The following is a 20,450-nucleotide window of genomic DNA, read 5'->3' on the forward strand; positions in this document are numbered from 1 at the left end:
CATGGAAATGCGCGCAGATGTGCTGATTGTCGGAGCCGGAATGGTCGGCAGCGCCCTGGCGCTGGCGTTGCAGGGCAGCGGGCTGGAAGTGCTGCTGCTCGACGGCAGCCCGCTGAGCGTCAAACCCTTCGATGACGATGCGCCGTTCGAGCCGCGAGTCAGTGCGCTGTCGGCGGCCAGTCAGCGGATCCTCGATCGCCTCGGCGTATGGGACGGCATCGTCAACCGTCGCAGCAGTCCTTACACCGACATGCACGTCTGGGACGGCAGCGGCACCGGGCAGATCCACTTTTCGGCCAGCAGCGTGCACGCCGAGGTGCTCGGCCACATTGTCGAAAACCGCGTGGTACAGGATGCCTTGCTCGACCGTCTGCACGATTGCGATCTGGGCCTGCTGGCCAATGCGCGGCTGGAGCAGATGCGCCGCTCCGGTGACGACTGGCTGCTGACCCTGGCCGACGGTCGAACCCTGCGCGCGCCGCTGGTGATCGCGGCAGATGGCGCCAATTCTGCCGTGCGCCGTCTGACTGGCGTCGCCACTCGCGAGTGGGATTACCTGCACCACGCCATCGTCACCAGCGTGCGCAGCAGCAAACCACACCGCATGACCGCATGGCAGCGTTTCACCGATCACGGACCATTGGCGTTTCTGCCGCTGGAGCGTGACGGTCAGCAGGACTGGTGCTCGATCGTCTGGTCGACCACGCCGAGCGAAGCCGAGCGACTGATGGTGCTGGATGAAGCGGATTTCTGCCGTGAACTGGAGCGTGCCTTCGAAGGTTGCCTCGGCGACGTCATCAGCGCCGACCCGCGGCTGTGCGTGCCGCTGCGTCAACGTCACGCCAAGCGTTACGTGGCCGAAGGCCTGGCGCTGATCGGCGATGCGGCGCACACCATTCACCCGCTGGCGGGGCAGGGCGTGAACCTTGGCTTCCTCGATGCCGCTGTATTGGCCGAAGTGCTGCTGCAAGCCAACGAACGTGGTGAACGCCTGGCGGATGTGAAAGTGCTGAGCCGCTACGAGCGTCGGCGCATGCCGCACAACCTGGCGCTGATGGCGGCGATGGAAGGCTTCGAGCGGTTGTTCCAGGCCGATCCGCTGCCGCTGCGCTGGTTGCGCAACACCGGGCTGAAAATCGTCGAGCAGATGCCCGAGGCCAAAGCGCTGTTTGTGCGTGAAGCGTTGGGGCTGACCGGGGACTTGCCGGCGCTTGCCAAGGTCTGACGAATATCGTGCAACATCTGGTAACTCCTTGGGAAAGTGATCGATTGAGCTGGTAAATGTGAGTCCTTATCATTTGGACCACTTTTCCCCGACCGAGAGATCACTCCCATGTTGGCATCCAAGCGTGTTCTGACCGCACTGGCCCTGACCCTGATTGGCAGCACCGCTGCCCAGGCCGCCGAAGAGGTGGTGGTCTACTCGTCGCGCATCGATGAGCTGATCAAACCGGTGTTCGATGCCTACACCGCCAAGACCGGGGTGAAGATCAAGTTCATCACCGACAAGGAAGCGCCGCTGATGCAGCGGATCAAGGCCGAAGGCGAGAACGCCACCGCCGACCTGCTGCTGACCGTCGATGCCGGCAACCTCTGGCAGGCCGAACAGATGGGCATTCTCCAGCCGTTCACCTCGAAAACCATCGACGCCAACATTCCCCTGCAATATCGCTCGTCCAGCCACGCCTGGACCGGTCTGAGCCTGCGCGCACGGACCATCGCCTATTCCACTGAGCGTGTGAAACCGGGCGAACTGACCACCTACGAAGCGCTGGCCGACAAGAACTGGGAAGGCCGCCTGTGCCTGCGCACGGCGAAGAAGGTCTACAACCAGTCGCTGACCGCCACCATGATCGAAGTCCACGGTGCCGAGAAGACCGAGAAAATCCTCAAGGGATGGGTCAACAACCTGTCCACCGATGTGTTCTCCGACGACGTCGCGGTACTGGAAGCGATCAACGCCGGCCAGTGCGACGTCGGCATCGTCAACACCTACTACTACGGTCGCCTGCACAAGCAGAAGCCGGATCTGCCGGTGAAACTGTTCTGGCCGAACCAGGCGGATCGCGGTGTGCACGTCAACCTGTCGGGCATCGGCCTGACTAAACATGCACCGCACCCTGAAGCAGCCAAGGCGCTGGTGGAGTGGATGACCACGCCTGAGGCGCAGAAGATCTTCGCTGACGTGAACCAGGAATTCCCGGCGAATCCGGCGGTAAAGCCTTCGGAAGAAGTGGCGGCGTGGGGACAGTTTGTGGCTGATACGCTGCCGGTTGAAGTGGCGGGCAAGCGACAGGCTGAAGCGATCCGGATGATGGATCGGGCGGGTTGGAACTGAGTTCTCGGGAAGTTCATCGACTACTTCAAGATCCAGCCCCTCACCCCAGCCCTCTCCCAGGGGGAGAGGGAGCCGATTTGGGTTGTTTTCGAAACTTGAGTTTGGCTCGATTTATCAGGTCGGCGTAACTCGAAAGATCACCACGGTCAGTCCCCTCTCCCCCTGGGAGAGGGTTAGGGTGAGGGCGACAATCCTGACCTGAAACAAAAAAACCAAGAACACCTACATCCCTCCAGAGTTCTAAAAGTGGCCCACCCCGCCCAGCGCCGCTGGTACCCCATCGTCTTCGCCATCGCCGCGTTGGTGCTGCTCCCTCTCAGCGTCCTCCTGCTGTCATGGCAGACCATCGACCAGCAGATCTGGTCGCACCTGTGGGAAACCCAGATGCCACGCCTGCTGGGCAACACCCTGACGCTGATCCTCGGCGTTGGCATCGGCGTGACCCTGTTGGGTGTCAGCCTCGCCTGGCTCACCAGCCTCTGCGAATTCCCCGGCCGGCGCTGGCTCGACTGGGCGCTGATGCTGCCGTTCGCGATCCCGGCGTACGTGCTGGCGTTCGTGTTCGTCGGCCTGCTGGACTTCGCCGGTCCCGTGCAAAGCCTGCTGCGAGAATGGTTTGGCACCGGTCTGCGTCTGCCACGGGTGCGCTCCACCGGTGGAGTGATTCTGGTGCTGGTGCTGGTGTTCTACCCCTACGTTTACCTGCTGGCCCGCACTGCGTTTCTTGCTCAAGGCAAAGGCCTGATGGAAGCGGCGCGGGTGCTCGGCCAGTCGCCGTGGCAGGCGTTCTGGCGGGTGGCATTGCCGATGGCGCGGCCGGCCATCGGTGCCGGTGTGGCGCTGGCGTTGATGGAAACCCTGGCAGATTTCGGCGCGGTCTCGGTGTTCAACTTCGACACCTTCACCACCGCGATCTACAAGACCTGGTATGGCTTCTTCAGTCTGTCGAGCGCCGCGCAACTGGCCAGCCTGTTGCTGCTGGTGGTGATGCTGGTGCTGTACGGCGAACGTCGCGCCCGGGGCGCCAATCGGGCGAGCAACGAGCGGCCGCGGGTGAAGGCGCTGTATCACCTGCGCGGGCCCAAGGCCTGGGCGGCAACCGGCTGGTGCGGTCTGGTGTTCGCCTGTGCGTTTGTCATCCCGGTGCTGCAACTGGTGGTGTGGTTCTGGCAGCGCGGGCGTTTCGATCTGGATGAGCGCTACGCCGGGCTGATTCTGCACACCCTGTATCTGGGCGGCATGGCGGCGTTGATCACGGTCAGTGTGGCGATGTTGCTGGCATTCGCCCGGCGACTGGCACCGACTCCGGCAATCCGTTCCGGCGTCAGTCTGGCCAACCTCGGCTACGCGTTGCCGGGCTCGGTGCTGGCGGTGTCGATCATGCTGGCGTTCAGTTATCTGGATCGCGAACTGGTGATTCCACTGTCCGGCTGGCTCGGCGGTGCGGGCAAGCCGTTGCTGCTGGGCAGTCTGGCGGCGTTGCTGATGGCTTATCTGGTGCGCTTCGTGGCGGTGGCCTACGGGCCACTGGAAAGCGGTCTGGCGCGTATACGGCCTTCTTTGCCTGAAGCGGCACGTAGCCTGGGTGTCAGTGGGCCGCGACTGTTTTTCAAAGTGTATCTGCCGTTGCTGCTGCCCGGCACCCTCAGCGCCGCGTTGCTGGTGTTCGTCGACGTGCTCAAGGAAATGCCCGCCACCCTGCTGATGCGCCCGTTCGGCTGGGACACGCTGGCCGTGCGCATCTTCGAGATGACCAGCGAAGGCGAATGGGCGAGGGCGTCGTTGCCGGCGCTGACCCTGGTGCTGGTCGGCTTGTTGCCGGTCATCGGACTTATCCGCCGCTCGGCGCACAGAAACACTTAGTCGTCAGTCCTGAATCATGCGGCTACAATGCGCGGCATTCGGTGCGGTCCGTCTGACAGACCCTGTCGCTGAAATCGGCTGAAAGCCTTCTCTTTCGGGGCTTTCAAACCGTGCAGCAGCGCTCCGCACCTTCGCCACGCCCGGAAGGAGAAACCCATGGGACAGCGTACGCCTCTGTATGACCTGCACCTCGCCCTCGGCGCGAAGATGGTCGATTTTGGCGGTTGGGACATGCCACTGCATTACGGCTCGCAGGTCGAGGAGCACCACGAGGTGCGCCGCGATTGCGGGGTGTTCGATGTATCCCACATGACCGTGATCGATGTCGCCGGTAACCAGGCCAAGGCCTGGCTCCAGCATTTGCTGGCCAATGACGTCGAACGCCTGCACAGCCCCGGCCGTGCGTTGTACAGCACCATGCTCAACGAGCGCGGGGGCATCGTCGACGACATGATCGTCTATCGCCTCGAGGACGGTTACCGACTGGTGGTCAACGCCTCGACACGCGATCAGGATCTGGCGTGGATGCAGGCTCATCTCACCGGCTTCGACGTGCAACTGCGCGAGCGCACGGATCTGGCGATGCTTGCCATTCAAGGCCCCCATGCCCGACACAAGATTGCCGAGCTGGTAACCCAGTCCCGCGCCAATCTGATCCAGATGCTCAAGCCGTTCGAAGGTCAGGTCGATGGCGACTGGTTCATTGCACGCACCGGTTACACCGGCGAGGACGGTCTGGAAATTGCCCTGCCGGCCGATCAGGCCCCCGGATTCTTCAACGATCTGGTGGGCGCCGGCATTTCTCCCATTGGCCTCGGCGCTCGCGATACCTTGCGGGTGGAAGCGGGGATGAACCTCTACGGTCAGGACATCCATCAGGACGTTTCGCCGCTGGCCTCGAACATGGCCTGGAGTATCGCCTGGGAACCGGCCACGCGCCGGTTCATCGGTCGCAATGCGCTGGAAGCGGAAAAAACCGCCGGCGTGCAGCACAAACTGGTGGGTCTGGTGCTCGAGGAACGCGGGGTTTTGCGTGCGCATCAGGTGGTTCGTATCGCTGATGTTGGCGAAGGGGAGATCACCAGTGGTAGTTTCTCTCCTACGCTTAGCAAGTCGATTGCCCTGGCGCGTGTACCGATGGCGACTGCCGACCGCGCCGAAGTGGAAATCCGTGGCAAGTGGTATCCGGTGCGAGTGGTCAAACCGACCTTCGTCCGTCACGGCAAAACCTTGATCTAACCTTTTCCGGCGGGCACGACCGCTGACAATTTCTTGAGGACACCGAGCATGAGCAATATCCCCGCCGACCTGCGTTTTGCCGAAAGTCATGAATGGGCGCGCCTGGAAGCCGACGGCACCGTCACCGTGGGCATCAGTGATCACGCACAGCAAGCGCTGGGCGACGTGGTGTTTGTCGAGCTGACTGAAGTCGGCAAGGTGTTTGCTGCCGGTGATGCGGCGGGTGTTGTCGAGTCGGTGAAGGCCGCTTCCGACATCTACTCCCCGGTCGGCGGTGAAGTGATTGCGGTCAACGAAGAGCTGGCCGATTCGCCGGAGCTGCTGAACGAAGAACCGTACAGCTCGTGGATCTTCAAGCTCAAGCCAAGCGACAAGTCCGAGCTGGACAAGCTGCTCGACGCCGCTGCCTACAAGCAGTCCATCGGCGAGTAAGCTTCAAGCAATACCGCAAAGCCCCGATCCGTCGGGGCTTTTTTGTGGGTGCAGCTTTTAGGGGGATGACTCAGGCGTTGCCCAACACCGCTTTGACCGCCGCCACCGAGCGCTCGACATCGGCTTTGGTCATGGTCGTGAACATCGGCAACGACACGATCAACCGGCCCACGCGCTCGGCCACCGGCAACATGCCTTCCTTGAAACCGCGCTCACGGTACAGGCTCAGCAGGTGGATCGGCGGATAGTGATAACCGATGCCGATGCCCAGCGCCTGAATCTGCTCCATGAACGTGGCCCGCGCCGGCAAGCCGTCCTTGCGCTCCGGCAATACCAGCTGGAACAGGTGCCAGTTGCTGTTGGTGAAATCGGCCGGCGGCAGTTGCGCGCCGTACGTGGCTTCGAAGTCGTCGCCAAAGCATTCGAAGTAGTGGCGAGCCAGTTCCTGACGATGGGCGGTCAGGGTTTCGATGTGGGCGAACTGGCCGAGGCCGATGGTCGCTGCGATGTCAGTCATGTTGAACTTGCCGCCGAGCACATCGACATCCAGGCCGTCGAAGCCGGTGCGGGTGACGCCCTGCAGGCGATATTTCTCCGCCAGACGCGCTTCCTCGGGTGTGCTCAGCACCAGGCAGCCACCTTCGGAGCAGGTCACGTTCTTGTTGGCCTGGAAGCTGAATGACACGAAGTCGCCGGTGGCGCCGATGCGCTGGCCGTTCCAGCTCGAACCCAGGGCCTGGGCGGCGTCTTCGATGATGCGCAGATTGTGCTTTTTGGCGATGGCGTACAGGCGCTCCATGTCCACCGGCAGCCCGGCGAGGTAGACCGGAATGACGGCTTTGGTGCGCGGGGTGATGGCCGCTTCCAGTTTATCCAGGTCGATGTTGCGGGTGACCGGGTCGATGTCGGCGAACACCGGGGTGGCGCCCACTTCAAGAATCACGTTGGCCGTGGCCACCCAGGAGATCGGCGTGGTGATCACTTCGTCACCCGGTCCGATGCCGGCGATGCGCAGGGCAATCTCCATGGTGCAGGTGCCGGAGTTGAAGGTACGTACCGGACGCCCGCCGAAATACTCCGACAGTTGCGCTTCGAAGGCCTGGACCTTCGGCCCGCTGGTGATCCAGCCGGAACGCAGGACATCGCCGACGGCGGCGATGGTGGCTTCGTCGATGACAGGTTTGGAAAACGGCAAAAACGGCAGTTGGCTCATGAGGATTCGATCATCCAGGGGTTGGGCGCGTGTTGCAGGTGCCACAGCATGCCCCGTTCGACCACCCGCCGCCAAGCCGTCCGCGACGGTATCGACTGCTATGCTGGTTTGACCGTGTTGCATTGACGCCGAGCGCCAGCCAAGAGAGAGCCCGTCATGTCCCAGTTGCCGTCCTTGAGCCAGTTACGCGACCCCCATGCCTTCCTGCGCCGCCACCTCGGCCCCGATGCCGCCGAGCAGCAGGCCATGCTCGACAGCCTGGGCCTGGGCAGCCGGATCGAACTGATCGAGCAGACCGTCCCGCCCGCCATCCGCCTCAACCGTGAACTGGACCTGCCACCCGCGCTGGACGAGCAGGCCGCGCTGGCGAAACTGCGCGGGTACGCCGAACAGAATCAGGTCTGGACCAGCCTCATCGGCATGGGTTACCACGGCACCCTCACGCCGACGGTCATTCTGCGTAACGTGCTGGAAAATCCCGGCTGGTACACCGCGTATACGCCGTATCAACCGGAAATCGCCCAGGGCCGGCTCGAAGCGTTGCTCAATTTTCAGCAACTGACCATCGACCTCACCGGTCTGGAATTGGCCAACGCTTCGCTGCTCGATGAGGCCACTGCGGCCGCCGAGGCCATGGCGCTGGCCAAACGCGTGGCGAAGTCGAAGAGCAATCTGTTTTTCGTCGATGAAAACTGTCATCCGCAAACCATTTCCGTGGTGCAGACCCGCGCCGAAGGCTTCGGTTTCGAGCTGATCGTCGACACTGTGGATAACTTGAAACAGCACCAGGTATTCGGCGCTCTGCTGCAATATCCCGACACCCACGGCGAGGTCCGCGACCTGCGTCCGTTGATCGATCACCTGCATGCGCAACAGGCGTTGGCCTGTGTGGCGGCCGACTTGCTGAGTCTGTTGCTGCTGACGCCCCCGGGGGAACTGGGCGCTGATGTGGTGTTCGGCTCGTCCCAGCGCTTTGGCGTGCCGATGGGGTACGGCGGGCCGCATGCGGCGTTTTTCGCCAGTCGCGAGGAGTACAAGCGGGCGATTCCCGGGCGCATCATCGGTGTCTCGAAAGACGCGCGGGGCAACGTTGCGCTGCGCATGGCCCTGCAGACCCGAGAGCAGCATATTCGCCGGGAGAAGGCCAATTCGAACATCTGCACCGCTCAAGTGCTACTGGCCAACATCGCCAGTTTCTATGCCGTGTACCACGGGCCGGAAGGCCTCAAACGTATTGCCCAGCGAGTCCATCGGCTGACCTGCATCCTCGCTGCCGGCCTCGAACGGCATGGTATCAAACGCGTCAACGAGCATTTTTTCGACACGTTGACCCTGGACGTCGGCGGCGCGCAGACCGCGATCATCGAAAGCGCTCAGGCTGCGCAGATCAATCTGCGGATTCTCGGTCGCGGCCACTTGGGCCTGAGCCTCGATGAAACCTGTGACGAGAGCACCGTCGGCAAACTGTTCGATGTGCTGTTGGGGGTCGATCATGGGCTGAACGTCGAAGAACTCGATGCCGAAGCGTTGGTGTCCGGGATTCCTGACCACCTGCAACGCAGCTCGCCGTACCTGCGCCACCCGGTGTTCAACGCCCATCACAGCGAAACCGAGATGCTGCGCTACCTCAAGCAACTGGAAAACAAGGATCTGGCGCTCAACCAGTCGATGATCCCGCTCGGCTCCTGCACCATGAAACTCAACGCCACCAGCGAGATGATCCCGATCACCTGGCCGCAGTTCGCCAACCTGCACCCGTTCGTGCCCCGGGAGCAGGCCGTCGGTTACACGCTGATGATCGAAGAGCTGGAACGCTGGTTGTGCGCGATCACCGGGTTCGATGCCATCTGCATGCAGCCCAACTCCGGGGCCCAGGGCGAATACGCCGGGTTGCTGGCGATCCGCAAATACCACGAAAGCCGCCACCAGGGCGGGCGCGACATCTGCCTGATTCCGTCATCGGCCCACGGCACCAATCCTGCCTCGGCACAGATGGCCGGGATGCGCGTGGTGATCGTCGAGTGCGACGAAGCTGGCAACGTCGATCTGGAGGACTTGAAGACCAAGGCTGCCGAGGCCGGGGACAAGCTGTCATGCCTGATGGCGACCTACCCGTCGACCCACGGCGTGTACGAGGAGGGCATCAGCGAAATCTGCGAAGTTATCCACAAGCACGGTGGCCAGGTGTACATGGACGGCGCCAACCTCAATGCCCAGGTCGGACTGGCGCGGCCGGCGGATATCGGCGCCGACGTCTCGCACATGAACCTGCACAAGACCTTCTGCATTCCCCACGGCGGAGGCGGGCCGGGCATGGGACCGATCGGCATTCGCGCGCATCTGGCACCGTTCGTCGCCAATCACCCGGTGGTGCCGATCGACGGGCCGCAGCCGCAGAACGGCGCGGTGAGCGCGGCACCCTGGGGCAGTGCGAGCATTTTGCCGATCAGCTGGATGTACATCGCGATGATGGGGCCGCAACTGGCGGACGCCAGCGAAGTGGCGATCCTCGCGGCGAATTACCTGGCACAGCATCTGTCCGGCGCCTTTCCGGTGCTCTACACCGGGCGTAATGATCGGGTGGCCCATGAATGCATTCTGGATCTGCGGCCGCTGAAAGCGCAGACCGGCATCAGTGAGGAAGACATCGCCAAGCGCCTGATGGATTACGGCTTCCATGCACCGACCATGTCGTTTCCGGTGCCGGGCACCTTGATGGTCGAGCCGACCGAGAGTGAATCCAAGGCTGAACTTGACCGGTTCATCGGCGCCATGTTGAGCATTCGTGCGGAAATCACCGAAGTGCAGAACGGCAACTGGCCGGCCGAGGACAATCCGCTCAAGCGGGCGCCGCATACGCTGGCCGATGTCACCGGCGTCTGGGAGCGGCCTTACAGTATCGAGCAGGGCATCACCCCGGATGCGCATACCAAGGCGCACAAATACTGGCCGGCGGTGAACCGGGTGGACAACGTCTATGGCGATCGCAACCTGTTCTGCGCCTGCGTGCCGGTAGACGATTACCGCTGAATGGCGGGCAAAAAAATGCCGCTCAAATGAGCGGCATTTTTGTGGGCGACAGATTTATTCCGAAGCCACGGCGTTCTTCGCCAGGATCGCGTTCGCCAGTTCCATGTCCGTCGCCTGCAGGCCCGGGTTGTCGGCGCGGACTTTCTGCATGGCGGCCTCCAGGTACGGGCCACGGATGCCGCCATCGCTGGCGACGAAGCTGCCGGCGTCATCCTGGGCGGCGACGATCAGCTTGTGATCCTTGAAGGTCAGGTACGTCGAGCCGGTGGTGGCGCCGGACGAAATGACGTTACGCCAAAAGCTGTCAGCCATTGCCGAACCGACGGGCAGAGACAGCAGGGCAAGGGTGGCGACAGCAAGTTTGAGACGCATGAGGGATGACTCCACTGATGTTGAATAACGGCTTGGATCGTCATTTCGACGATCCGGTTCCGTGAGGGGCTATTTCTGCTCGCTCTGCGGTGTTACCCGCAGCACCTCCTCGATGGTCGTCAGGCCCGCCGCGACTTTCTGCGCGCCGGACAGCCGCAGACTGCGCATGCCTTCCTTGAAGGCCTGGCGGCGGAGCGCCGTCAGATCGGTATCGGGGCTGATCAGCCCCTTGAGGCTGTCGGTCAGTTGCATGATTTCGTAGACCCCGGCGCGGCCGTGATAGCCGGTGTCGCGGCATTCGAGGCAGCCGATGGCCCGTTGCGCGTTGCCCGGCAGCGGCGCCTGCCACGGCCGGGTCAGGGTTTGCCAGTCCTCTTCGGCGACAGGCAACGGCGCCTTGCAGTGCGGGCACAGTGTGCGCACCAGTCGCTGGGCCATGACCCCGAGCACCGTGGCCTTGATCAGGTAATGCGGCACGCCGAGTTCCAGCAGACGGCTGATGGCGCTGGGTGCGTCGTTGGTGTGCAGGGTCGAGAGCACCAGGTGTCCGGTCAATGCGGCCTGGATCGCCATTTCGGCGGTCTCCAGGTCGCGGATCTCGCCGATCATGATGATGTCCGGGTCCTGCCGCATCAGCGCTCGCACCCCGGCGGCGAAGGTCAGGTCGATGTTGTGCTGCACCTGCATCTGGTTGAAGGCCGGCTCGACCATCTCGATCGGGTCCTCGATGGTGCAGAGGTTGACCTCCGGGGTCGCCAGTTTTTTCAGGGTGGTGTAGAGCGTGGTGGTCTTGCCCGAACCGGTCGGGCCGGTCACCAGAATGATGCCGTTGGGCTGGCGGGTCATGTCCTGCCAGCGCCGCAGGTCGTCGGCGGAAAACCCGAGCTGGTCGAAATCCTTGAGCAGCACTTCCGGGTCGAAGATCCGCATCACCATCTTTTCGCCGAACGCCGTGGGCAGGGTCGACAGGCGCAGCTCGACCTCGCCGCCGTCCGGGGTCTTGGTCTTGACCCGACCGTCCTGGGGTTTGCGCTTCTCGGCGACGTTCATCCGGCCGAGGCTTTTCAGACGGCTGACGATGGCCATCGTCACCTGTGGCGGAAATTGATAGACGTTGTGCAGCACGCCGTCGATGCGAAACCGCACCGTGCCTTGCTCGCGCCGGGGTTCGATATGGATATCGCTGGCCCGCTGCTGGAAGGCGTACTGGAACAGCCAGTCGACGATGTTGACGATGTGCGCGTCGTTGGCGTCCGGCTCCTGATCGCTGGCACCGAGATTTAGCAGTTGTTCGAAGTTGCCGAGGTTGCTGCCCGGCTGGTCGGAGTTGCTGGCGCCGCTGACCGATTTGGCAAGGCGAAAGAACTCGACGCTGAAGCGCTGGATGTCCGCCGGGTTGGCCACCACCCGTCTGACCGGCAGTTTCAGCACGTGGGTCAGATCGGCTTCCCAGCCCCTGACGTAAGGCTGGGCGCTGGCCACGGTCACCGCATCGCGGTCGACCGACACCGCAAGGATCTTGTGGCGCTGGGCGAAGGCGTAGGACATCAGCGGCGTCACGGCGGCGACGTTGATCTTCAGCGGATCGATCCGCAGGTACGGCTGGCCGGCCTGCTGCGCCAGCCACAGGGTCAGGCTTTCCAGGTCCAGGTGTTTGCCCGGACGGCTGAGGTCGTCCAGTTGCTGGCCGGCGATGAATTCCAGCGGATGCATCTGACCGTGGGTCGCCTGGCGACGGCGGGCATTCAGCGCGTGTTCGGCCGAGTCCTGGCTGATGAAGCCCTGGGCGACCAGTTCACGCAATACATCATTGAGATCCAGCCAGCGGTCCTGAGTGGCGAGTTGAACGGACATGCGGGCTCCTTTTGAACGACAGTCCGCAAAGGATAGTCGTGGCCCCGCCGACCGTTGGGCCACTACCCGACAAAGGCGTTTCCGCTTTTGTCAGCCAGCCGCCTGAGCTGGCGCATCCCACGCCACATCGGGGTTCTGCAGATTCACCGAGCAGACGCTGATCAGGTTACGAAGTTTTTCCGCGATCACCTGGGCGCGATGCCAGCTCAGGCCACCCATGACGATGTCGATGGACAGCAGGTCGTCCAGCCGCTGGACATTGACCTGTTCCGGGGTGAGGAACTGCAGGGCGAACAGGTTCAGCACCCGCACCAGCAGATCCGGCTCGGCCTCGGCCAGAATCTGGTACTGCGCAAGGCAATGGGCGTTGCTGACGTTCCACACATCGGCACGGGGCGCTGGGGTGTTGACGGCTTCGAGGTGCGGCATGGCAGGTCTCCGGAATCAGTGGAGAAATTTTTACATTCGATGCCGGGCATTTCTTGTCTAAGATGAGCTGATCAGGCGATTGATAAGGCAGATCGATTCGCTGTTGGCTGATTTTGAGGATTATTTATGCACAGCGAACTGGACAGCTACGACCGGCGCATTCTCGCCCTGCTGCAAGAGGACGCTTCCCTGTCCAGCGCACAGATCGCCGAACAGGTGGGCCTGTCGCAGTCGCCGTGCTGGCGGCGGATTCAGCGGATGAAGGAGGAGGGGATCATTCGCGGTCAGGTGACCTTGCTCGATCGCAAGAAAATCGGCCTGAACACGCAGATCTTCGCCGAGATCAAACTCAACGCCCACGGCCGTTCGAACTTCACTGAGTTCACCGAGGCGATTCGCGGCTTTCCGGAAGTGCTGGAGTGCTACGTGTTGATGGGGGCGGTGGATTTCCTGCTGCGGATCGTCGCGGCGGACATCGAGGCGTATGAGCGGTTCTTCTTCGAGAAGCTGTCGCTGGTGCCGGGGATTCAGGAAGTGAACTCGATCGTGGCGCTGTCGGAGATCAAGTCGACGACGAGCCTGCCGGTACTGCGCTGATGATCGTTCCCTTGAGCGGGAACGATCATCATCCGGGGATTACATGCGCAGCAGCATTTTCCAGGCGCGATTCTGGTAAACCGCAATCGCCTGATGCTTGCGTGCATCGAGCAGTTCATCGGTGATGGTCGGCTCGTTGGCCAGTTGCGCCAGTTTGTTCAGCTCGCCGTACAGACGATCCATTTCCGGGATCTCCAGCACGTTGCGCGCGTGGTGCAGCCAGACCTGGATGCGTTCGATGCGCGGCAGTTGCTCGGCCAGATCTTCCGGCTGCTGCTGATAACGCTGCAATTGCAGCGAAGTGGCTTCTTCACCCAGCAGACGCGGCAACCAGCTTTGCAATTGCGCGGCACCCTGGCGATTGCCACGGGTGTTGCGGTCGGCAGCCCAGGTGCGGGCCAGCAACCAGCGCGAGGTGTTCAGCGAGAACAGGCCCCAGCGCGGGTCTTCCAGTTCTTCGAGGAACTGCTCCGGCGCGGCTTTGCGCACGTCTTCGTCTTCAAGGCCGACTTGTACCAGCGGACGCCAGTCTTCCAGCAAGGCGTCCAGTGCCACACGCAGATCGTGGGTCGACTGACGCGGTGCGGCCTGGCCGAGGCTGCTGAGCAGGGCGCGCATTTCCGCGAGGTTCTCGACCCAGTCCTGCAGCAGGCGCCAGTGACCGTTGAAACGGTACTGTTCGGCCAGGCGCTGGCTGCTGCCGAGCAGGTGCCAGCCAAGGGCGGCGAAGGCGTCGTCCAGCGGGGTTTCAGCAGTGATGGCCGGCGCCGGCAGGCTCAGCGAGTAGCTGTTGGCGTCGTACAGGCGATAGCCGCGCTCGGCCTTGCTGATGTCACACGGCATCAGGGCCAGGGTTTCGGCCAGTTCGGCGGCCAGTTCCAGCAGCGCGGCAGGCTCGCCTTCGCGCAGTTCCAGTTCCAGCTCGCAGATTTCTTCTTTCTGTTTGCCGACCACCACATGGCCCAGGTCCAGCGCGGCTTCGATGACCACTTTGGTCTTGCCACGGCCCCAGGCGATTTCGGCGCGTTCGCGGACGAAATCGGTGGTGAAGATCGGTTTCAGGGTTTTCTTGTCCAGCTCGGCGAGGGACTCGGGCCAGCATTCGCCGTCGAGTTTCTTCACGTCCAGCTTGGCTTTGGGCAGGTGCCAGTCGTATTCGTTACGCTCGGACAGACCGGCGACGCTCTGGCCACGGGTCTTGAGGGTCTGAATCACTTCTTCGCCGTCCTTGCGCAGGCGCAGGGCAACCTTGGCCCGAGCCAGGTCACGCTCGGGCGTGTCGAAGTACTGATTCATCAACTCACGGCGTTCCCAGCCACTTTTGTTGCGTTTTTTCAGGAGAGGGTGCTCGCGCAGGGCGGCGAGGGTTTCGCGGCTGACGCGGAGTTTGATTTCGGTTTCTTTCTGCATGGCCGGAAAATCCAGGATCGGGAGCGCAGCCGGGGGAATGTGTGGCTGCCAAGGTCGTGCAGTGTACAGGACTGAACCTTCCTACGCTTTGCGGCGGTTTATTCTCGGCGCCGGATGGTTCTATGATGGACTTCAATCCGGGAGTTGGAGTCAGCGATGCCTTTGCCATCCATGCAAGACCAGTTCGCTGCACTGATCGCCGTGCCGTCGGTCAGCTGCACCCAACCGAACCTGGATCAATCCAACCGAGCGGTGATCGATCTGCTCGCCGGATGGCTGGGTGATCTGGGCTTCAGTTGCGAAATCCAGCAGGTCAGCCCCGGCAAGTTCAACCTGCTCGCCAGTTTCGGCAGCGGCCCCGGCGGGCTGGTGCTGGCCGGGCACAGCGACACGGTGCCCTACGACGATGCATTGTGGAAAACCGACCCGCTGAAACTCACCGAAATCGACGGCCGCTGGGTCGGCCTCGGCAGTTGCGACATGAAGGGCTTTTTCGCCCTGATCATCGAAGCCGTGCAACCGCTGCTCGACCAGCCGTTCAAGCAACCGCTGCTGATCCTCGCTACCTGTGATGAAGAAAGCTCGATGTCCGGTGCCCGGGCGCTGGCCGAAGCGGGGCGGCCGCTGGGCCGTGCGGCAGTGATCGGCGAGCCGACCGGGCTCAAGCCGATCCGCATGCACAAGGGCATCATGATGGAGCGCATCGATATCCTCGGGCAGAGCGGCCATTCGTCGGATCCGCGCCTGGGGCACAGCGCCCTGGAAGCCATGCACGACGCCATCGGCGAGCTGCGTGGCCTGCGGCTGCTGTGGCAGCGCGAATTCAACAACCCGCAGTTCAGTGTGCCGCAGCCGACCATGAATTTCGGCTGCATCCATGGAGGCGACAACCCCAATCGCATCTGTGGCCAGTGTTCGCTTGAGTTCGATCTGCGGCCGTTGCCGGGGATGGACCCGAAGGTGCTGCGGGCCGAGATCCTGCGCAAGCTCAACCCGGTTGCCGAGCGGCATCAGGTGAAGATCGATTACGCGCCGCTGTTTCCCGAGGTACCGCCGTTCGAGCAGTCCGAGGACGCCGAGCTGGTGCGAATCGCCGAAAAACTCACCGGCCATGCGGCCGAAGCGGTAGCGTTCGGCACCGAAGCGCCTTATCTTCAGCGCCTTGGCTGCGAAACCATCGTGCTCGGTCCCGGCGACATCGCCTGCGCCCACCAGCCGGACGAGTACCTTGAAATGTCACGTTTGCAGCCTACCGTGCATCTATTGCGGCAGTTGATCGAACATTACTGTCTCAAAGCTGTATAAATTGCCGTCCTGCCAACCCGTATTCATGAGGAGAGCGCGCGTGTCGCCAAGCCTGTTCCGACGATAACCATCAGCCCGCTGTGCGTTTTCCGTTTCGCCCTTTTTCCGGCTGCTATTTATTACAGGCCCAGGTTCATGCCCGAATACGTCAATTGGCTTCGCCACGCGTCTCCTTATATCAATGCCCACCGCGACTGCACCTTCGTCGTCATGCTGCCCGGCGACGGGGTGGAGCATCCGAATTTCGGCAACATCGTCCATGACATCGTGCTGCTGCACAGTCTCGGCGTGCGACTGGTGCTGGTGCACGGTTCCCGCCCGCAGATCGAAACCCGCCTCGCGGCTCGTGGCCTGACCCCGCATTACCACCACGGCATGCGCATCACCGATGCCGCGACGCTTGAGTGCGTGATCGATGCGGTCGGTCAACTGCGCATCGCCATCGAAGCGCGGCTGTCGATGGACATGGCCTCGTCGCCGATGCAGGGCTCGCGCCTGCGGGTGGCCAGCGGCAACCTCGTGACCGCGCGGCCGATCGGCGTGCTGGAAGGTGTCGACTATCACCACACCGGTGAAGTGCGCCGGGTCGACCGCAAGGGTATCAACCGCCTGCTCGACGAGCGCTCCATCGTGCTGCTGTCGCCGCTGGGTTACTCGCCGACCGGTGAAATCTTCAACCTGGCCTGCGAAGACGTCGCCACCCGCGCCGCCATCGATCTGGGTGCCGACAAGCTGCTGCTGTTCGGTGCTGACCTCGGCCTGATCGACGAAAACGGCAAACTGGTGCGCGAACTGCGCCCGCAACAGGTGCCGGCGCATTTGCAGCGCCTGGGCAGCAACTATCAGGCGGAACTGCTGGATGCCGCCGCCGAAGCCTGCCGTGGCGGCGTTGCGCGTAGTCATATCGTCAGCTATGCCGAGGACGGCGCGCTGCTGACCGAACTGTTCACCCGCGACGGTGGCGGTACGCTGGTGGCCCAGGAGCAATTCGAGCTGGTGCGCGAGGCGGCGATTGAAGACGTCGGTGGTCTGCTCGACCTGATCAGCCCGCTGGAAGAGCAGGGGATTCTGGTGCGTCGCTCCCGTGAAGTGCTGGAGCGCGAGATCGAGCAGTTCAGCGTGGTCGAGCGTGAAGGGATGATCATCGCCTGTGCGGCGCTGTATCAGATTGCCGATTCGGATGCCGGTGAACTGGCGTGTCTGGCGGTGAATCCGGAGTACCGCCATGGCGGTCGCGGTGATGAACTGCTCGAGCGCATCGAGACCCGTGCCCGGGCGCAGGGCCTGAAGACGCTGTTCGTCCTCACCACCCGCACCGCCCACTGGTTCCGCGAGCGCGGGTTCGAACCGAGCAGCGTCGAGCGTCTGCCGGCGGCCCGGGCTTCTCTCTATAACTATCAGCGCAATTCGAAGATCTTCGAAAAGTCCCTGTGATGTGCGATTGCCCCCACGGGATGCGTGGGGGCAATTTGTTTACTCCGCTACAAACTTCGCACTGACATAAGGCGAGTAATCGGGCAGTACGCTTTCGACCTTGCCTTGTTCCTTCAAAAACTTCGCCGTCTCACCAATCGCCTTCGCCGTGCCGCCGTCCAGCAGCGCCGTGGTCTGTTGCGCCTTGGCGTCCGGGAAGGCCGAACCCGCGAGCAATTCCGGGACATCGGTGGCGTTGGCACCGGTCAGTTTGGCGATTTTCTGCACCGGCACCGAGTCGGCGGTCCAGCTGTCTTTATGGGCGGCGTAGTCGGCGAAGGAGTCCAGGGTCACCTTGGCGAACTTGGCCACGACCTCCGGATGCTTCTCGGCAAAGTCCTTGCGTGCAACCCAGACTTCAAAGGTTGGCGCGCCCCACTGGCCGACCTGTGCGGCGTCGGTCAGGGTCTTGCCGGTCTTGCGGATTTCACCCAGTGCCGGCGACCAGACAAAGGCACCGTCAATGTCGCCGCGTTTCCAGGCGGCCGCGATTTCTGCGGGTTGCAGGTTCACCACTTTGACTTTCGAGGTGTCCAGGCCCCAGTGCTTGAGTGCACCGAGCAGGCTGTAGTGGGAGGTGGACACGAACGGTGTGGCGATGGTCTTGCCCACCAGATCTTCGGGTTTGTCGATACCGCTGCCGTTGCGCACCACCAGAGCTTCGGCGGCATTGATCTGTGCCGAAACGATGAAGGCAACAATCGGCAGATTACGCGAAGCGGCGGCCGCCAGCGGGCTGGAGCCGAGGTTGCCGATCTGTACGTCACCGGAGGCGATGGCTGTCACTACTTCCGGGCCGCTGTTGAAACGGCGCCAATCGATTTTTTCGCCTATGGTCTTCTCGTAAATGCCGTCGGCCTGGGGGACTTTGCTTGGATCGATGCCGGTCTGGTAGCCGACAGTGAGGCTGGAAGCATGGACAGAAAAAGAAATCAGCGCTGACACACAAACTGTAACAAATTGACTAGATAGTGCGCGTTTGGCCATGATGGCGTCGCCTTTTCGATAGGGTTTGACGAATCGGGGTTTCGCCAAAGCTAAACGATCTAAAAAAAGGCTAACAAATACCATTTAGGAATGAGCTTAGGCGCCGATACGCTGTATCCCGGTACAGATGGCCACTGTTCGGCCATATTCCTGAATGGTATGAAAAAGAATGAATAAATTCTTTTTGGGTTTATCAGGAAGTCTTTACCCTGCAAGGACCAAATAACTGCGATTAGACCTTGGTCGTAGACGCACAAGGTTACGATTGACTTGTCAGTCACGGTCTGGCGCTAATCGCGCATCTTAGGATCCAGGGGCATCAGACTCCGGACCAGGAACACAAGAATTAGAAACGAGAGGAGCGATACATGAACAAGTCCACCTTGGCCCTGGCCGTGGCCGTAGGGGTTATTGCGCAGCAGGCAGGCGCAGCCGGTTTCATCGAAGACAGCAAGGCCACACTGGGGCTGCGTAACTTCTACATCAACACTGACAACCGTGACAGCGCTGCCAGAACTGCTTCCGGCGTGCAGAGCAAGAACGAAGAATGGGGCCAAGGCTTCGACCTGCGCTTCATCTCCGGTTACACCCAGGGCACCGTGGGCTTCGGTCTGGATGCCATTGGCCTGCTGGGCGTTCGCCTGGACTCGGGTGGCGGCACCAACGGTGCAACCTCGACTTCCTACGGCGGCACTGTTTTCCCGAGCAAGTCCAACGGCGAAGCGGTTGATAACTTCTCGAGTCTGGGCCTGACCGCCAAGGCCAAGATTTCCCAGACCGAACTGAAATTGGGCACCCTGCAGCCAAAACTGCCAGTCATCGTGACCAACGACGGTCGTCTGCTGCCACAAACCTGGCAGGGTGGTCAGATCTCCTCCAGCGACATCAAGGACCTGACCCTGATCGGCGGTCAGATCGAAGCGGTCAAAGGTCGTAACTCCAGCAACAACGAGAACCTGTCCATTGGCGGTGCCAACGCGCGCGTGGCCAACAGCAACAAGTTCTACTACGCCGGTGGTGACTACAAGATCACCAAAGACCTGACAGCCCAGTACTACTACGGCAACCTGGAAGACTTCTACAAGCAACACTTCCTGGGTCTGGTTCACAACTGGGCAATCGGCCCGGGCGTGCTGAAGTCTGACTTCCGCTATTTCCACAGCACCGATGACGGCGCCAACGGCAATACCTCAGCTTACTTCAGCAACGGTAACTACGTCGGCAACGCCAGCGGCAAAGGCCCGGTTGACAACAACCTGTATAGCGGCCTGTTCCTGTACACCGTTGAAGGTCACACCTTCGGTGGCGGCTATCAGGTTTCCAACGGCAGCTCTGACTTCCCATGGCTGAACCAGGGCGACGGTTCGTCGAACTACACCATCACTGACATGCAGATCCAGAAGTTCGGTCGTGCCGGTGAGAAAACCTGGCAAGCTCGCTACTCCTATGACTTCGCCAAAGTCGGCCTGCCAGGCCTGACTGCCGGTCTGGTCTACCTGCGCGGTAGCGATATCGACACCGTCGGTTCCAACGGCCGCGAAAACGGCAATGGCGCAACCGAGTGGGAACGCGACCTGACCATTGGTTACGTGATTCCAGAAGGTCCGGCCAAGAACCTGGGCTTCATGTGGAAAAACGCTACCTGGCGCAACGATATCCCGGGTCAGCGCGACCAGGACGAAAACCGCCTGATCGTCAGCTACTCGATCCCGCTGCTGTAATAGCGCTCGAGCCACCGACGTAAAAAAGCCCCGTCCGGCATCACGCCGGACGGGGCTTTTGTGTTTTCGGGTCAGGCCCACCCCCGTAGACCTTTCCCGACATTTCCCTCTTTACAGCAACTCAAGGCCTTCTCGAACCTTGGGGCCGATGTTCGGCGCGTTGCCGGCGAGCGTCCAGTGAACAGAA

16 protein-coding genes are annotated in these 20,450 nt (G+C 62.0%); 10 read left to right on the forward strand and 6 right to left on the reverse strand.

Annotated elements, in window-relative coordinates; all coding sequences use genetic code 11:
* The first annotated feature begins 7 nt into the window (after positions 1-7).
* The 5 genes from ACKLNA_RS09330 (at position 8) to gcvH (ending at position 5,872) form a co-directional block, all read left to right on the forward strand.
* Entirely contained in the window at positions 8-1,225 is a 1,218-nt protein-coding gene (locus ACKLNA_RS09330; protein WP_408985873.1) for a 2-octaprenyl-3-methyl-6-methoxy-1,4-benzoquinol hydroxylase, read from the forward strand.
* 108 nt (positions 1,226-1,333) lie between these two features.
* Complete coding sequence (locus ACKLNA_RS09335; protein WP_408985694.1) at positions 1,334-2,338, forward strand: extracellular solute-binding protein; 1,005 nt, start codon at positions 1,334-1,336, stop codon at positions 2,336-2,338.
* A gap of 246 nt (positions 2,339-2,584) precedes the next feature.
* A complete protein-coding gene (locus ACKLNA_RS09340) occupies positions 2,585-4,201 on the forward strand; it encodes an ABC transporter permease (protein WP_408985695.1) in 1,617 nt (538 codons plus the stop codon).
* A 156-nt stretch (positions 4,202-4,357) separates the two neighbouring features.
* Positions 4,358-5,440, forward strand: coding sequence for a glycine cleavage system aminomethyltransferase GcvT (gene gcvT, locus ACKLNA_RS09345; RefSeq protein WP_408985696.1), 1,083 nt, complete (start codon positions 4,358-4,360; stop codon positions 5,438-5,440).
* 48 nt (positions 5,441-5,488) lie between these two features.
* On the forward strand, positions 5,489-5,872 hold the full coding sequence (gene gcvH, locus ACKLNA_RS09350) for a glycine cleavage system protein GcvH (RefSeq protein ID WP_085708978.1): 384 nt from the start codon (positions 5,489-5,491) through the stop codon (positions 5,870-5,872).
* A 70-nt stretch (positions 5,873-5,942) separates the two neighbouring features.
* Here the strand turns inward: gcvH and ACKLNA_RS09355 are convergent, their stop codons facing one another.
* Positions 5,943-7,085, reverse strand: coding sequence for a DegT/DnrJ/EryC1/StrS family aminotransferase (locus ACKLNA_RS09355; protein WP_408985697.1), 1,143 nt, complete (start codon positions 7,083-7,085; stop codon positions 5,943-5,945).
* A gap of 156 nt (positions 7,086-7,241) precedes the next feature.
* On the opposite strand from ACKLNA_RS09355, the gene gcvP reads away from it, so the two are divergent.
* A complete protein-coding gene (gene gcvP / locus ACKLNA_RS09360) occupies positions 7,242-10,115 on the forward strand; it encodes an aminomethyl-transferring glycine dehydrogenase (protein WP_408985698.1) in 2,874 nt (957 codons plus the stop codon).
* A 54-nt stretch (positions 10,116-10,169) separates the two neighbouring features.
* Here gcvP and ACKLNA_RS09365 read toward each other — a convergent pair whose 3' ends face one another.
* The 3 genes from ACKLNA_RS09365 to ACKLNA_RS09375 form a co-directional block, all read right to left on the reverse strand.
* Positions 10,170-10,487, reverse strand: coding sequence for a DUF2388 domain-containing protein (locus ACKLNA_RS09365; RefSeq protein WP_007951791.1), 318 nt, complete (start codon positions 10,485-10,487; stop codon positions 10,170-10,172).
* A gap of 69 nt (positions 10,488-10,556) precedes the next feature.
* Complete coding sequence (locus ACKLNA_RS09370) at positions 10,557-12,341, reverse strand: GspE/PulE family protein (protein ID WP_408985699.1); 1,785 nt, start codon at positions 12,339-12,341, stop codon at positions 10,557-10,559.
* Between the two features lie 90 nt (positions 12,342-12,431).
* Positions 12,432-12,770: a hypothetical protein gene (locus tag ACKLNA_RS09375; RefSeq protein ID WP_408985700.1), complete on the reverse strand. Its 339-nt coding sequence runs from the start codon at positions 12,768-12,770 to the stop codon at positions 12,432-12,434.
* A 126-nt stretch (positions 12,771-12,896) separates the two neighbouring features.
* On the opposite strand from ACKLNA_RS09375, the gene ACKLNA_RS09380 reads away from it, so the two are divergent.
* The gene (locus ACKLNA_RS09380) at positions 12,897-13,367 is read left to right on the forward strand and encodes an Lrp/AsnC family transcriptional regulator (protein ID WP_007951785.1); all 471 of its coding nucleotides are present in this window, start codon (positions 12,897-12,899) and stop codon (positions 13,365-13,367) included.
* A 39-nt stretch (positions 13,368-13,406) separates the two neighbouring features.
* On the opposite strand, the gene ACKLNA_RS09385 is transcribed toward ACKLNA_RS09380, so the two are convergent.
* On the reverse strand, positions 13,407-14,777 hold the full coding sequence (locus ACKLNA_RS09385; protein ID WP_408985701.1) for an inorganic triphosphatase: 1,371 nt from the start codon (positions 14,775-14,777) through the stop codon (positions 13,407-13,409).
* Positions 14,778-14,933: 156 nt separating this feature from the next.
* On the opposite strand from ACKLNA_RS09385, the gene argE reads away from it, so the two are divergent.
* Positions 14,934-16,082, forward strand: coding sequence for an acetylornithine deacetylase (gene argE / locus ACKLNA_RS09390; protein ID WP_408985702.1), 1,149 nt, complete (start codon positions 14,934-14,936; stop codon positions 16,080-16,082).
* Between the two features lie 135 nt (positions 16,083-16,217).
* Positions 16,218-17,516: an amino-acid N-acetyltransferase gene (argA, locus tag ACKLNA_RS09395; RefSeq protein ID WP_007951778.1), complete on the forward strand. Its 1,299-nt coding sequence runs from the start codon at positions 16,218-16,220 to the stop codon at positions 17,514-17,516.
* 39 nt (positions 17,517-17,555) lie between these two features.
* On the opposite strand, the gene tauA is transcribed toward argA, so the two are convergent.
* A complete protein-coding gene (tauA, locus tag ACKLNA_RS09400; RefSeq protein WP_408985874.1) occupies positions 17,556-18,545 on the reverse strand; it encodes a taurine ABC transporter substrate-binding protein in 990 nt (329 codons plus the stop codon).
* Between the two features lie 365 nt (positions 18,546-18,910).
* On the opposite strand from tauA, the gene ACKLNA_RS09405 reads away from it, so the two are divergent.
* Entirely contained in the window at positions 18,911-20,263 is a 1,353-nt protein-coding gene (locus ACKLNA_RS09405) for an OprD family porin (protein ID WP_408985703.1), read from the forward strand.
* Positions 20,264-20,450 lie beyond the last annotated feature (187 nt).

The organism is Pseudomonas sp. UV AK001 (assembly GCF_046097675.1).
GTDB classification, from domain to species: Bacteria; Pseudomonadota; Gammaproteobacteria; order Pseudomonadales; family Pseudomonadaceae; genus Aquipseudomonas; species Aquipseudomonas kribbensis.